This is a genomic window from Qipengyuania sp. MTN3-11, from assembly GCF_042851825.1.
Lineage (GTDB): Bacteria > Pseudomonadota > Alphaproteobacteria > Sphingomonadales > Sphingomonadaceae > Qipengyuania.
Genome location: NZ_BTGM01000003.1, coordinates 345,869 through 360,388 on the forward strand (window position 1 = coordinate 345,869; position 14,520 = coordinate 360,388).

At 66.6% G+C, this 14,520-nt stretch carries 10 protein-coding genes; 7 read left to right on the forward strand and 3 right to left on the reverse strand.

Annotated elements, in window-relative coordinates:
* Positions 1 to 52 precede the first annotated feature (52 nt).
* The 4 genes from ACGHN1_RS12640 to ACGHN1_RS12655 all read left to right on the forward strand — a co-directional run bounded on the left by ACGHN1_RS12640 (position 53) and on the right by ACGHN1_RS12655 (position 5,355).
* The gene (locus ACGHN1_RS12640; protein WP_390551210.1) at positions 53 to 2,209 is read left to right on the forward strand and encodes a sodium-translocating pyrophosphatase; all 2,157 of its coding nucleotides are present in this window, start codon (positions 53 to 55) and stop codon (positions 2,207 to 2,209) included.
* A gap of 140 nt (positions 2,210 to 2,349) precedes the next feature.
* Complete coding sequence (locus ACGHN1_RS12645) at positions 2,350 to 3,522, forward strand: GNAT family N-acetyltransferase (protein WP_390551211.1); 1,173 nt, start codon at positions 2,350 to 2,352, stop codon at positions 3,520 to 3,522.
* On the forward strand, positions 3,519 to 4,397 hold the full coding sequence (locus tag ACGHN1_RS12650) for a transcriptional regulator (protein WP_390551213.1): 879 nt from the start codon (positions 3,519 to 3,521) through the stop codon (positions 4,395 to 4,397). The genes ACGHN1_RS12645 and ACGHN1_RS12650 overlap by 4 nt, the downstream gene beginning before the upstream one ends.
* A gap of 25 nt (positions 4,398 to 4,422) precedes the next feature.
* Positions 4,423 to 5,355 carry an acyl-CoA thioesterase gene (locus ACGHN1_RS12655; RefSeq protein WP_390551214.1) on the forward strand — a complete coding sequence of 311 codons (933 nt, stop codon included), beginning with the start codon at positions 4,423 to 4,425 and terminating at the stop codon, positions 5,353 to 5,355.
* A 30-nt stretch (positions 5,356 to 5,385) separates the two neighbouring features.
* Here the strand turns inward: ACGHN1_RS12655 and ACGHN1_RS12660 are convergent, their stop codons facing one another.
* Genes ACGHN1_RS12660 through ACGHN1_RS12670 form a run of 3 tightly spaced genes read right to left on the reverse strand, consistent with a single transcriptional unit; the run spans position 5,386 to position 8,956 of the window.
* A complete protein-coding gene (locus ACGHN1_RS12660) occupies positions 5,386 to 7,575 on the reverse strand; it encodes a TonB-dependent receptor (RefSeq protein WP_390551215.1) in 2,190 nt (729 codons plus the stop codon).
* A 14-nt stretch (positions 7,576 to 7,589) separates the two neighbouring features.
* Positions 7,590 to 7,802, reverse strand: a complete 213-nt coding sequence (locus ACGHN1_RS12665; protein ID WP_390551216.1) for a hypothetical protein — start codon at positions 7,800 to 7,802, stop codon at positions 7,590 to 7,592.
* Positions 7,799 to 8,956 (reverse strand): PepSY-associated TM helix domain-containing protein, encoded by a 1,158-nt coding sequence (locus tag ACGHN1_RS12670; protein WP_390551217.1) that lies wholly within the window; start codon positions 8,954 to 8,956, stop codon positions 7,799 to 7,801. The genes ACGHN1_RS12665 and ACGHN1_RS12670 overlap by 4 nt, the downstream gene beginning before the upstream one ends.
* A gap of 151 nt (positions 8,957 to 9,107) precedes the next feature.
* On the opposite strand from ACGHN1_RS12670, the gene ACGHN1_RS12675 reads away from it, so the two are divergent.
* From ACGHN1_RS12675 to ACGHN1_RS12685, 3 genes are all read left to right on the forward strand, one after another.
* Positions 9,108 to 11,768, forward strand: coding sequence for a M14 family zinc carboxypeptidase (locus ACGHN1_RS12675; protein ID WP_390551218.1), 2,661 nt, complete (start codon positions 9,108 to 9,110; stop codon positions 11,766 to 11,768).
* A gap of 37 nt (positions 11,769 to 11,805) precedes the next feature.
* A complete protein-coding gene (locus tag ACGHN1_RS12680; protein ID WP_390551219.1) occupies positions 11,806 to 12,540 on the forward strand; it encodes an EcsC family protein in 735 nt (244 codons plus the stop codon).
* A gap of 181 nt (positions 12,541 to 12,721) precedes the next feature.
* Positions 12,722 to 14,512: a DEAD/DEAH box helicase gene (locus tag ACGHN1_RS12685; protein WP_390551220.1), complete on the forward strand. Its 1,791-nt coding sequence runs from the start codon at positions 12,722 to 12,724 to the stop codon at positions 14,510 to 14,512.
* The last annotated feature ends 8 nt before the right edge of the window (positions 14,513 to 14,520 follow it).

Below are 14,520 nucleotides of genomic sequence, written 5' to 3' on the forward strand. Positions count from 1 at the left end.
CGCCTTGGGAGAGGTCGGGTTGCATATGACATAACGGGAGGGGGAGTTTTCCGTGGATCTTGTATTCATTTCCATTTTGTTGGGCCTGCTGGCCGTCGTCTATGGTTTCGTGACCAGCCGCCAGGTGCTGGGCAGCGGGGCCGGTAACGAACGAATGCAGGAGATCGCCGCCGCGATCCAGGAGGGCGCGCAGGCCTATCTGAAGCGGCAGTACACCACCATCGCGGTCGTCGGCTTGGTCGTGGCGGTGCTAGTCCTCTTCTTCCTTGGCATCATTCCCGCGGTCGGGTTTGCGATCGGCGCGGTGCTTTCCGGCGTCGCCGGGTTCATCGGCATGAACATTTCGGTTCGATCGAACGTCCGCACCGCCGCCGCCGCACAGAGCGGTCTGCAGCAGGGCCTCACTCTCGCTTTCCGCGCCGGTGCCATCACCGGCATGCTCGTCGCCGGTCTCGCCCTCCTCGCGATCGCCTGTTTCTTCTGGTACCTGGTCGGCCCCGGCGGCCATGCTGCGAATAGCCGCGAGGTGATCGACGGGCTCGTCGGCCTCGCCTTCGGCGCCTCGCTGATCTCGATCTTCGCGCGTCTGGGCGGCGGCATCTTCACCAAGGCGGCCGACGTCGGCGCCGACCTCGTCGGCAAAGTCGAGGCGGGCATTCCGGAAGACGATCCCCGCAACCCCGCCGTGATCGCGGACAATGTCGGCGACAACGTCGGCGACTGCGCCGGCATGGCCGCAGACCTGTTCGAGACCTATGTCGTCACCGTGGGTGCGACCATGGTGCTGACCGCGTTGCTCCTCGGCGAGCGGCTCGGCGAGCTCCTGCTGCCGCTGATGGCATTGCCGCTGCTGATCGGCGGCGCGTGCATCGTCACCAGCATCATCGGCACCTATTTCGTGCGGCTCGGCAAGGGCGGCACCAACGTGATGGGGGCGATGTACAAGGGCTTCATCGTCACCGCCGTACTCTCGATCCCGCTCATCTGGATCGTTATCAACATCGCGCTCGGCGGAATGGACACGGTCATCGGCGGCGCCCCCGTCAATATCGACCCCGGCGCTCCGGTGGCCGAGGAAGGCACTGCCGAGCAGGTCGCCAGCTTCTCTGGCTGGGCGCTGTTCTGGTGTTCGCTGATCGGCCTTGCGATCACCGGGCTGATCATCTGGATCACGGAATACTACACCGGCACCAACTATCGCCCGGTGAAGTCGATCGCCAAGGCATCGGAGACCGGCCACGGCACCAACGTGATCCAGGGCCTCGCGATCAGCCTCGAATCGACCGCGCTGCCGACGGTCCTCATCGTCGCCGGCATCATCGCCACCTTCCAGCTCGCCGGGCTCATGGGCATCGCCTATGCCGCCACCGCGATGCTGGCGCTGGCGGGCATGGTCGTGGCGCTCGACGCCTACGGCCCGGTCACGGACAATGCCGGCGGCATCGCGGAAATGGCCGGGCTCGACGACAGCGTGCGCGAGAAAACCGACCTGCTCGACGCGGTGGGCAACACCACCAAGGCGGTGACAAAGGGTTATGCCATCGCATCGGCGGGGCTTGCCGCGCTGGTGCTGTTCGCCGCCTACACCACCGACCTCGCCGAGTTCTTCCCGGATGCGGACGTCGATTTCAGCCTTGAGAATCCCTACGTCATCGTCGGGCTGCTGCTCGGCGCGCTGCTGCCCTATCTCTTCGGGGCGATGGGCATGACCGCTGTCGGCCGCGCGGCGGGCGACGTGGTCAAGGACGTGCGCGAACAGTTCGCCGGCGATTCCGGGATCATGGCGGGCACCAGCAAACCCGATTACGCTCGCACCGTGGATCTGGTGACCAAGGCAGCGATCAAGGAGATGATCGTCCCCTCGATGCTCCCGGTGCTCGCACCGATCGTCGTCTATTTCTTGATCACGCTCCTCGCCGGGCAGGAAAACGGCTTCGCGGCGCTAGGTGCGCTGCTGCTCGGCGTGATCGTCGGCGGCATCTTCGTGGCGCTTTCCATGACCGCCGGCGGCGGCGCGTGGGACAACGCCAAGAAGTATATCGAGGACGGCCATCACGGCGGCAAAGGCTCGGAGGCGCATAAGGCCGCGGTGACCGGCGACACGGTCGGCGATCCCTACAAGGACACTGCCGGCCCTGCGGTGAACCCGATGATCAAGATCACCAACATCGTCGCCCTGTTGCTGCTGGCGGCGCTCGCGGCGGGCTGATTTTCGAGTCTTGGAAAACGTTGGGGCGGCGGCACCTATCCGGTCCCGCCGCCCTCTCTTTTTCGTCGATTGCTTGCCGGCACGTTAATCCTCTTTAAAATCCGCATTGCTAATCCCCGCCCGGCCATCCGAGGGGCAATGTGACGCATATCGACGATCTCACGGGCATCGCACCGCGCGACAGCGCCGGGGAAGGCTTGCCCCCGCCGGCTCTGGTCGATGGCTTTCATGCAATCGCCTGGCGGCACGCCGATCCCTCGTTGATCCGCCAATGGCAGGTACTCGCGCACGCCACCGCCTCCCCCAATCCGTTTTACGAACCGTGGTATCTTCTCCCCGCTCTAAGGCAGTTCGATCCGGACAGGGCGGTGATGCTGGCGTTCACGGTCGAGCAGGGTCGGCTCTCGGGACTGATGCCCCTCGTCCGGCGCAGCAGCCACAACGACCGGCCGATTCCCAATCTCGCGAACTGGACACATGCCAACCAGTTCTTCGGCGCGCCGCTGATCCGTCCTGATCGCGAAGCACATTTCTGGAATGGCCTTCTCTCCTGGTGCGACCGCGAGGCGAGGACCGCCCTTTTTCTCCACCTCAACACCTTGGCGCTCGAGGGCGGCACGCTTGCTGTGCTAGAGGACGTTTGCCGGTCGACCCGCCGACCCCTGCGCGTGGTGCACCGCGAGGAAAGAGCCGCGCTGAAAGCCGGCCCGACGCCGCAAGAGCATCTCGACGCATGCCTGGTAAAGAAGCGTCGAAAGGAACTCGACCGCAAGCGTCGCCGGCTGGAGGAAATGGGACTGCTCGAATTCACCCGCGCGATCGACGATGGGGGCATCGCGCGGTGGACGGACGAATTTCTCGCGCTCGAAAAGGCCGGGTGGAAGGGCGAGGCCGGCTCCGCCCTCGCCAGCGATCCGCGCACCGAGAACCTGTTCCGCGAGAGCATCGCTGCCGCCGCGGGGGAAGGACGGCTCGAGCGGCTGGCCTTCCACCTCGACGGCCAGCCCATCGCCATGCTGGCGAGCTTCGTCGCTCCGCCGATCGCATTCAGCTACAAGACCGCCTTCGACGATGCGCTGGCGAAGCTTTCCCCCGGGCTGTTACTGCAGGTGGAAAACCTTCGCGTCCTGGAGCGCAAGGAGATCGTGATGTCCGACAGCTGCGCTGCCCCCGGACATCCGATGATCGATCACTTCTGGCGCGACCGCCGGACCGTCGGCAACGTCACGATCGGCATCGGCGGCAAGATGCGGCGAAGCATCGGCGCCGCCATCGCCGCGATTGAGGCGCGAAATCTGGAGACGACCCCATGAGCCTTCACGAAAAGCTGACGCCATCGGCCGCCCGCGCGGTGTTCCCTCCGACGTCCCGGGCCGCCTTCGCGGTGAACTATCCCGAAACGCCGCATATTCTGCGCCACGAGCTCGCCGAGGACTCGCGCCTCGAACTCGATGCCCTCGCCGAACTCGCCAGTGCGCTGCCCGAAAGCTCGATCGAGTACAACCGTGGCAATCTGCCGATCGGCGTTTCCGGAAAGCCTGGATCGAACGGCCTGTCGATCGAGGAAACGATCCGTCACATCGCCCGCACCGACAGCTGGGCCGTCCTCAAGAACATCGAGCAGGTTCCGGAATACCGTGCACTGCTGATGGACCTGCTGGGCGAGCTGCGGCCGGTGATCGAGGAAAAAACCGGGGCGATGCTCACCCCGCAGGGCTTCGTTTTCATCTCCAGCCCCAACGCGGTCACACCCTATCATTTCGATCCCGAACACAACATCCTCCTGCAGCTCACCGGCAGCAAGGTGATGACCCAGTTTCCCGCCGGTGACGACCGCTTCGCGCCCGACACCACGCACGAAAGCTACCACACCGGCGGCGCGCGCGAACTGGCCTGGAACGACGATCTGGTGACGGGCGGCACCGAATTCCGCCTGTCGCCGGGCGATGCCCTGTTCGTCCCCGTCATGGCCCCGCATTTCGTTCGCAATGGCCCTGCGAGCTCGATCTCGCTGTCGATCACCTGGCGCAGCGAATGGAGCTATGCCGAGGCCGATGCGCGCGCCTTCAACGCCCGCTTGCGATCGCTGGGCTTTTCGCCAAAAGCGCCGGATCGCTGGCCCGCAACCAATCGCGGCAAGGCGTTTGCCCAGCGGGCCATCCGCCGGATCGGGCTTGCCAGCAGCTAGGCGAGCGGCGAAAGGCGCTGCCGCTATGGCAGACGAACCGGATCCCACTCCTGAGCAACTCGCCGCGAAGCTGGTGCGCCTGTTGACGGTGCAGCGAAACGGCGACGAGGGGTTCACCGGGTCGCAACAGCCGGGTGGAGTCGGCCGGGTGTTCGGCGGCCAAGTCGTGGCGCAGGCATTGCAGGCGGCCCAGGCGACCGCGCCCGAGGGCTTCGAAGCACATTCGCTGCACGCCTATTTCCTGCGCGCCGGCGAGGAAGGGTTCGACATCGCCTACCGGACGGAGCGTGATTTCACGGGACGCAGCTTCGCCAATCGCAGGGTCGTGGCCAGCCAGCCCGCCAAAGGCGGCGGGCCGAACAAGCCGATCCTCAATCTTACCGCCTCGTTCCAGCGGCCCGAGGAAGGCCTGGCCCACCAGGACGAGCCGATGCCCGACGTGCCAACGCCCGAGGAACTGCGGCCGGATACGGAGGTTCGCCGCGAGATGGTCGAACTCTACGGCGACAGGATGAGCGAGGCACAGCGCGCGCTGACCCTGCGCCCAAGGCCGATCGAGACCCGCACCAGCGACCGGCTCCACTGGATGAACAGCGAGCCGCGCGAGCCCCGGAGCCACAGCTGGTTCCGCGCCGTGGCGCCTCTTCCCGACGATCCGGCGATGCATCGCGCGGTCATCGCCTATGCCAGCGACTTCGCCCTGCTCGGCACCAGCGCCCTGCCCCATGGCTTGTCGTGGATGCGCGGCGAGCTGAACGGGGCCAGCCTCGACCACGCGATCTGGTTCCACCGACCGGCCAGAGCCGACGAATGGCTGCTCTACGCCACCGACAGCCCGTGGTCGGGCGGCGGGCGCGGCTTCAATCGCGGGCGCATATTCGACGCCGGCGGCCAGCTCGTCGCAAGCGTCGCACAGGAGGGCATGATCCGCCGCGCGAGGAAGAAGGGCGCGGACTGACCCGCGCCCCCTTACCCTCGGAAATCACCTTCAGAAATCGGCCGAGATCGAGGCCTTGTAGGTTCGCGGATCGCCCTGCAGCAATTGGCCGCCGAACGCCCCGAACGCGGTGAAGGACGAGCTCCAGAACTGCTCGTTCGCCACGTTGTCGACCGTGAAGCGCAGGGTGACCGGCGTCTCGCCCGCGGCGAAGACGTAGCGCGCGCCTAGATCGACCCGCGTCCATGGATCGAGTTCGAGCGTGTTGGCCTGATCGACCCATTGTTCGCCGGTATGGACCACGCGGCCCGTAAGCGTGAAGCCGGGAACGAAGGGCAGGTCCCATTCGGCATTGGCGTTGATCGTATAGTCCGGAACGCCGAGCGCGCCGTTGCCCTCGTTCACGCCGCCAGGCGTGTTGGTCAGTTCCGCATCGATCACCGAACCGCCCAGGATGAGGCGCAGCCCATCGGTCGGTTCGCCCGCGACGAAAGCCTCGATCCCGCGATTGCGCTGTTCTCCGAAGGGGGCGAAGACGAGGAAACCGGGCCGGTCGGCATCCGGGCCGAGGAAGGCGTTGGGCTGCTCGATCGTATAGGCGGCGATGCTGGCATCGAGCGCGCCGAGCGCCAGTTTCGCGCCGATCTCGTACTGGACCGACTTGAAGGGCTGGAGCACCTGCCCGGCATTGCTGACCGGAAGAGCGGGACCGCCCGGATTGTCGGGGTCAATCCCCGGCTCGGTGGGCGCGGTCTGGCCCTGCTGCAGCCCCTCGATACGGTTGGCGAAGAGCGACAGACCCTCGACCGGCTTGACGACAAGCCCGGCGACCGGTGTGACCGCGCTTTCCTCGTAGCCACTGGTTTCGGCGCCGGTGTTGATGTCGAAACCGCGCGCTTCGATTTCCTGGATGCGCAGGCCGCCGATCACCAGCACACGATCGTCCCAGAACCCGATCGTGTCCGATACGAAGGCGCTTAGCAGGCGCGAGCGGCTATTGGGCAGCGGATCGTCCATGTTTCCGCTGGCGAAGGACACCGTGGTCGGAATGGCGACCTGCGGCGTGTCGTAGATATTGGTCGCGTAATTGGTCCGGAAGTCGAAGGCGGTGCGGAATTCCTGCCAGCTTATGTTCGCGCCGAAATTGAATTCCTGCGTGACCGCGCTGCCGATCTTGGCGCGCAGGCCCGCTTCGAGCGCTTGGTTGCTCTGTTCGGCGGGGATGATCGAGGCGCCGCCGCTGGCCGCGCCCGTGGCGGCGTCCGTCACCGTGATGCTGTCGTAGATCCCGTTCTCCTCGCTCTCCAGCGCGCCGCCGGTGATGTAGAACATTGCGTTGTCGGCGATGTCGTATTCGAGCCGGGCGATGCCGAAGATGCTTTCGAGCTGGGTATTGGTGAAGGCCTGCCCGTAATTGGCGTCCGCTTCCGGAACGGCGGGCACGGCACCGGCGGCGAGGCCGACCTGCGGGCGCAGCCGGTCGACCTCGATCCGCTGGTAGGCGAGATCGGCGTAGATGCGGACATTGTCGCTGCGCCAGTCGAAGGCGGCACTGGTCGCCAGCGTCTCGCGAAATTCGTCGTCGATCGCGACGTCGCCGCTGCGGAACACGCCGTTCACCCGGACGCCGAACTGGCCCTCGTTTCCGAAGCGGCGTGAGATGTCGGCGCTACCGCCGAAATGCGAGCTGGAGGTGTAGCCTAGCGTCGCGCGCGTCAGTGCTTCCTCGCCCGCCTGTTTGAGCTGGAGATTGACGTTGCCGCCGATGCCGGTGCCGCCCGGCGCGGCACCATAAAGGAAGGCGTTGGCGCCGTTCAGGACCTGCACCCCGCTATAGAGTTCGGGCGCGATCAGCTGGCGGGGCGTTACGCCATAGAGCCCGTTCATCCCGACATCGTCGCCGTAGAGCGGGAAACCGCGGATCACGAACTGTTCGCCCGCAATGCCGAAGCCCAAGGTGGTCCGCACGGTGGGGTCGTTCTCCAGCACGTCGCCCAGCGTCTGCGGCTGCTGGTTGAGGATCAGGCTTTCGTCGAAGGTTCGCACCGTGAAGGGAACATCTTCAGCCGGCTTGTCGCCCAGGACGCCGACGGTGCCGCCGGCGATGACCTCGGTGCGGTTCTCACGCTGCGCGGTGACGACGATGGTGCTCTCGTCCTCACTCGCTTCCTGCGCATGAAGCGGAGCGGATAGCCCGGCGGAAACGGCGATCGCCGAAGCGGCGGCAAGCAGTCGGAACATGGGAGGCAAATCCTTTATCGTGTGTTCTTGAGGGATGAGGAGCCGCCCGCGCCGGCGCGCAGGATGGCAAGTAGCGGGAGGAAGAGAAGGAACGCGGCGAACCAGTCGGTCGCTCCGTCGCCGGTGAGCGCCAGGATCAGTCCAAACAAGCTCGCGAAAAGGAGCGCGGCAGGAACCAGCAGCGGGCGCCACAGGCTGCGGGGTTTGGAGAGGCGCGATGCGCTCATGCCGTCGCTCCGCGCGCGCCGCCGGTGGCGATCTCGTCGATCCGGCGCTCGATGCGACCGGGCGAACGGCGCATCCACAGCACCAGCCCGGTCCACAGCACCCAGATCGTCAGCAGGTCGAGCGCTGCCCAAAGCAGCTTGAACGCCAGCCCGCCGTAATCCCCGAAGTGGAGCGGCTTGGAGAGCATCAGAGCCTTGTTGAGCCCAGGCATCTCGCGCGCATCGACCAAACGGCCGCTGTCCGCCTCGAGGAGCGCCGGGGTGAGCAGATGGCTGGTCAGCGGACGGTCGCCCTGGAAGAAGATCGCGTAGTGGCGCGGTCCGCTCCACGCCCCGCCCGGAAAACCGACAAACTGTGGCGAACGGCCCGGAAGCGCGGCTTGTGCGCGCGCCATCGCCCGATCGAGCGAACCGTAGTCCTCGGGCGCCAGCGGATCGGTCGAGGACTGCTGGGCGATCATCGCGGCAAGCTCGCCCTCGCGCCAGCCGTCGACCAACGGATCGGCGAAAGCATTGATCGCCCCGGTACCGCCGACCACCAGTGCCCAGCCGAGCGTTGCCACGCCGATGAGGTTGTGCCGGTCGAGCGTGCGGACACGGCGCGATCGCCCTTGCCGCAGCGTTCCGAAGCGCAGCCGGCGCATGAAGGGCGCATAAAGCACCACGCCCGAGACCAGCGCGACGATGAACAGGATTCCCATCACACCTAGGAAGATCATGCCCGGAAAGCCGAGCAGCATGTCGGTATGGAGACCGAGGATCACGTCCATGACTCCGCCTTCTTCCACCGGGCCGAGCGACTGCCCGGTGAGCCGATCGAAATACAGCAAGGTCATGTCCTCGCCCGGGGCATCGGGCGTCGGACCGGTGGTGACGGTGATCAGTGAGCTGTCCTGACTGAAGCCGATGAACAGCGGCACCTCCCCCGGCCGTTCGTCGCGAGCGGCGGCGACGATGCTGTCGAGAGGTTGTCCGGTGGTGGCTGAGGGGTTGCCCGCAAGCCGGCTTTCCCAATCGGTGCCGAAGGTCGCGTCGATCTCGTCGTGAAAGATCAGCGGCAGCCCGGTGACGCACAGCATCAGCAGGAACAGCGTCGAGACGAGGCTGCTCCAGCGATGGATCAGATACCAGATGCGGATGGTGCGCCGGCTCATGTCTGGCGCGCTAGAGATCATGCAGTACAGCGTCAATGCGAATAGTTCGCAATAGCATTCTCGGGCGAAGAATTCCTCGAGAATGTCCCCCCATTGCCCGCGGCACCTGCTCCGACTAGTTGCTTAGCCCGAACAGGTCGGGGAATGGACAATGGGTCTCGGAAATCGCTTTTGGGGCTCGGTCCGCGCTGCCTTCACGGCAACGATGGCGTCGGCACTCGCGGTAACCGCATTCGCTCAGTCGCCGCTTCCAGGCAATTTCGATCCGGAAATCCCTTCGCTGGAACAGAGCCTCGGCCATGCCACCGGCACACGTATCTCCTCGGCGGACGAGATTGCGCGCTATCTCGAGGTCCTGGCGCAGGCCGCGCCCGACCGCACCCGGCTGGTGCAATATGCCACCAGCTGGGAAGGCCGCCCGCTCCACTACCTCGTGATATCCGCCCCGGCCAACATGGCGCGGTTGGAGGCGAACAAGGCGGCCATGGCGCGAATCGCCGCCGGCGAGCCTGGCGCGCCGCTCGACGGGGTCCTGCCGGTGACCTGGCTCGCCTACGGCGTACATGGCGACGAGATCTCCAGTTCCGACGCCGCCTTGGCGCTCGCCTATCACCTGCTCGCCGCGCGTGGGGACGAGCGCGTCGACACCGTCCTCTCCAATTCGATCGTGGTCATCGACCCGAGCCAGAACCCGGACGGGCGTGCCCGTTTCGTGCAGCATTACCGCACCGCTGCGGGCCTGGAACCAAGCCCCGACCGCCATGCCGCCGAACATGACCAGCAATGGCCCGGCGGGCGCTTCAACCACTATCTGTTCGACCTCAACCGCGATTGGTTCGCGCTGACCCAGCCCGAGACCCGCGGCAAGGTCGCCGCGGTGCGCGACTGGAATCCGGTGGTGCTTGTCGACGCACACGAAATGGGGGGCGACAGCACCTTCTATTTTCCGCCGGCCGCCGAACCGTTCAATCCCAACATCACCGCCGGACAGCGCGACAAGCAGGCGCTGCTCGGGCGCGGCGTGGCCGCATGGTTCGACGATCTCGGGGTCGATTACTACACCCGTGAGATCTTCGACGCCTTCTATCCCGGTTACGGCGATACCTGGCCAACACTGCAGGGCGCGGTCGCGGCGACGTTCGAGCAGTCGAGTGCGCGGGGGCTGGTGTGGGGACGGCCCGACGGCACCGAGCTGACCTATGCCGAGGGCGTCCGCAATCACATGGTTGCCTCGTTGAGCTATGCCGAGACCGTGGCACGCAACGCCGATCGCTTCCTCGCGGACTACGCGCAATATCGGCGCAGCGCGGCGAGTTCGGGCAGCGGCAGCTACCTGATCGACCTCTCGCAGCGGCGCTGGAACGCGGAGATTCTGGGCCGCAGGCTCGCCTATCAGGGCATCGCGGTCGAACGTCTCGGCCCCGGCTTCTCGGCCTGCGGACGGAGCTATCCCGAGGGCGCGCTGGCGGTGCCGCAGAACCAGCCGGCAGGCCGGCTGGTGCGCGCTCTGCTCGACCGAAGCACTCCGCTGCCACCCGATTTCGTAGCCCGGCAGGAAGCGCGTCGCGACCGTGGGCAGCCGCACGAACTCTACGACACCACCGCCTGGTCGGTGGGACTCATGGCCGGGGTCGACGTCGCGCTGTGCGGTTCGACACCGGCAGGGAGCGTGCTCGCCGCCGACGGCCCCTTGGCCGACCGAGCGCAGCCTGCGGGGCGTTACGGCCTCGCCGTGCCCTGGTCCGACAGCGGCCAGGCCCAGCTCGTGCTGGCAGCGCTTCGCGAAGGTCTGACGGCGCGCGCCGCAGGCGAGGAATTTACCGCCGCCGGGCGCCGCTTCCCGCGGGGAACGGTTGTCTTCCGCACGAATGGCAACGGAGCGGAGAAGATGGCGCGCCTTACCGCCCTCGCCCGCGAGATCGGTGCAGAGACCGTCCCTCTCGAGGAAAGCTGGATCGTGGACGGGCCGAGCATCGGCAGCGATAGATTCGCCGCACTTTCAGCCCCTCGGGTGGCGATGGCGTGGGACGACGGGGTCTCGCCCCTGTCGGCCGGTGCCTGGCGCTATGTCGTCGAGCGGCGGCTGGCGACGCCGGTAACCCCGATCCGCACCGATACGCTGCCAAGCGCGGACCTTGCCGCATACGATGTGCTTATCCTGCCGGAAGCAAGGCTGGACAAGCCCGCGGCGATGGCGGTCAAGCGCTATGTCCAGAGTGGCGGCGTCGCGGTGGTCGTGGGTGCCGGGACCGAAGACTTTTTCGAAGGCGGGGCCCGCCTCTTCGCCACCGGGGCCGAGAACACCCTCGGCGAGGTCGAGACTGAGAAAGAAAGCGAGGGTTCTGGGGGCGAGAAGGACGACGCCGGCAACGAGGAAACCGCCGCTGCGGCGATCGCCAGCGAGGCCGAGTATCGCGAGGCCATCGCCGACACCGGCGCTCCGCCCGACACCCTTCCCGGCGCGCTGCTCGCCACTGTGGCCGATCCCGACCATTATCTGACCTCCGGATACGGAGCAGGAAACGGGGGCGCGCCGGTCGTCCATGCCGATGGTGGCACCATCCTCGCCCCGCTGAACGAGGCCGATGGGGTCAACGTGCTGCGCTTCGCCGCGCCGGGCGATCTGGTGGCGAGCGGCTATGTGTGGGAAGAAAACCGCGCGCAAATGGCCTTCAAGCCCTACCTCATCGCCCAGCCCAACGGCGAGGGCATGGCCATCGGGTTCGTCCACGATCCGGCGACTCGCGGTTACCTCGACGGGCTCGACCTGCTGATCGCCAACGCCATACTCTTCGCGCCGGCGCGCCATTAGCTTCGGAACCGGGTTGCCGCCCACCCATTCGGCAGACATGGACATCCAGCGCGAGCAGCGAAAATTTCGGGAGGGCACGCCCTCCCGCCTCGGTCGGGGAATCGAACGGCTCACCCACCCATTCGGGAAGGCGCTGGCGGGCATCGTCCCCAAGCGCGTGGTCGAAGCGGTCCTCAAGGGACTGGACCAGGCGGTGGGTGCGCCGCAGCTGGTGCGCTTCGAGCATGACCCCAAGGACCTGACCGCCGCCCATCGCGCCGCCGAGAAAGCCGCCCGCACCGCCCGTTCGATCAGCGCCACAACCGGCGCCGCAGCCGGCCTCGGCGGCGCGATCTCCATGAGCGCGGACATCCCCGCGACCATCGCCATCGCCCTGCGTACCATCCGCGACACCGGCCACGCCTACGGCTTCGATGGGGAAGGCCCCGCCGAAAAGCTGTTTCGCCTGCAGATACTCGAACTGGCCGCGCTCGACGACCCCGACGAGCGCAAGCAGCGCATCGCCGATCTCGAAGTTGGCATCGGGCCGGACGGAGAGCTGGTACGGGCGGACCACGAGCACATAACGCCTGTGGTCGATCAGGCTGTGGAGCGCATTAGCCGCGCCATCGCTTTCGCGAGCTTTCGCAACCGCGCAGGCATGATCGTCCCCTTGGTCGGCTCGGTGGTCGGCGGCATCGTCAATTCGAGCTTCCAGAACGACGTCGGCAAGGCCGCGCGCTTTGCCTTTCAGGCTCGGCGCCTGAGGGAACTCGAGACTTCGCCGGGCTGAAAGTCGTGATCGCCGGACGTCGGCAGAATTTGCAAGGCAAGAGCACGATTATCGGCTAGGGGCGCGCGATCGCTGTCCCCGTTCCGACAATCGGCCGGACCTTCGACGGCTCCAAGTCATTCCGCCGCCATTCCCGTGCCTCTGAGCACCACGCGTCGGCGATTTTCATACTGTGAGTCCCATGCCTTTCGAAAATATTCCACCGATCCTTGCCGAAGCCCTCGCCGGACGCGGCTACTCCGCCCTGACGCCGGTTCAGGCCGCGGTCGTCGCCGACGATGCCAGAGACCGCGACCTGATCGTTTCGGCCCAGACGGGTTCGGGAAAGACCGTCGCCTTCGGCCTTGCGCTCGCGGAACAAATTCTCCACGACATCGGCGCCCTGCCGATGGTGGAAAGCCCCCTCGCCCTGGTAATCGCGCCGACGCGCGAGCTCGCGCTTCAGGTCAGCCGCGAGCTCGGCTGGCTCTACGCCAAGCAGGGGCTGCACATCGCCACCTGCGTGGGCGGGATGGACGCGAGCAAGGAACGACGTGCTCTGCGTTCCGGTCCCGCCATCGTCGTCGGGACGCCGGGCCGATTGCGCGATCATCTGGAGCGGGGATCGCTCGACCTGTCCGGCCTCTTGGGCGTCGTCCTCGACGAAGCGGACGAAATGCTCGACATGGGTTTCCGCGACGATCTGGAAGAGATCCTCGATGCGACGCCCGATCGACGCCGGACGCTGATGTTTTCGGCCACCATGCCGCCCGCCATCGTGCGGCTGGCCGAGCGCTACCAGACGAACGCGCTGCGCCTCTCGCTCGCCGGGCAGGATCGCGGACATGGCGATATCGCCTATCAGGCGGTGACCGTAGCCCCTTCTGAAATCGAGAATGCGGTGGTCAACCTCCTCCGCTTCCACGAGGCCGAGACCGCGATCTGCTTCTGCGCCACGCGCGAGAGCGTGCGAAGGCTGCACGCGACCCTCCAGAACCGCGGCTTCGGCGTCGTCGCGCTCTCGGGCGAACATTCGCAGAGCGAGCGCAACCAGGCATTGCAGGCGTTGCGCGATCGCCGCGCGCGGGTTTGCGTAGCCACCGACGTCGCCGCACGGGGGATCGACCTCCCCACGCTCAGCCTCGTGGTCCACGTCGAAATCCCGCGGGACGCCGAGACCCTGCAGCACCGCTCGGGCCGGACCGGACGCGCCGGCAAGAAGGGCATTGCGGCGATCGTCGTGCCCTACAACCGCCGCAAGCGGGTGGACGGGATGCTGCGCGGAGCGCGAATCGAAGCCGAATGGCTCGATGCGCCGAGCCCGAAAGAGATCGCGGCGAAGGATCGCGCGCGGCTGATGGACAAGCTGACCGCACCCGTCGAATTCGACGAGGCCGACCGTGAGCTCGGGCGCGAACTGATCGAACGTCTGGGTGCCGAGGACATCGCGGCGGCGCTGGTGCACGCGCACCGTTCGAAGATGCCGGCTCCCGAGGAAATGCTGGCAAATACCCCCGAGGGACGCGAGAAAGCGAAGGCCGAGCGCCATCGCCCCGGTTTCGAGGACACGATCTGGTTCCGCATCGGCATCGGCCGCCGGCAGAATGCCGAACCGCGCTGGCTGCTGCCGCTGCTGTGCCGCCGCGGCCACATCACCCGCAACGAGATCGGCGCGATCCGCATCGGGCAGCACGAAAGCTGGGCGCAGGTGCCGCGCGCGATTGCCGACCGCTTCGCCGATGCCGTGGCGCGTACGGCAGGTACCGACGACGAGCAGGACGCGATTTCCATCGAAGCCTCTCCCGAAGGCCCCAGGTTCGAAGCACGCGAGAAGCGTCGCGACAACGCCAAGGGACCGCGCCCGCATTCTGGCCCGAGACCCAAGCCGACACGCGGCAATCCGGGCTTCGACGGCAGGAAGAACGGCGCGAAGAAATCCTCCGGCAGCGCGTTCAAGGGCAGGCCTTTCAAGGGCAAACCGAAAAAGGGCTGAGCCCGGGC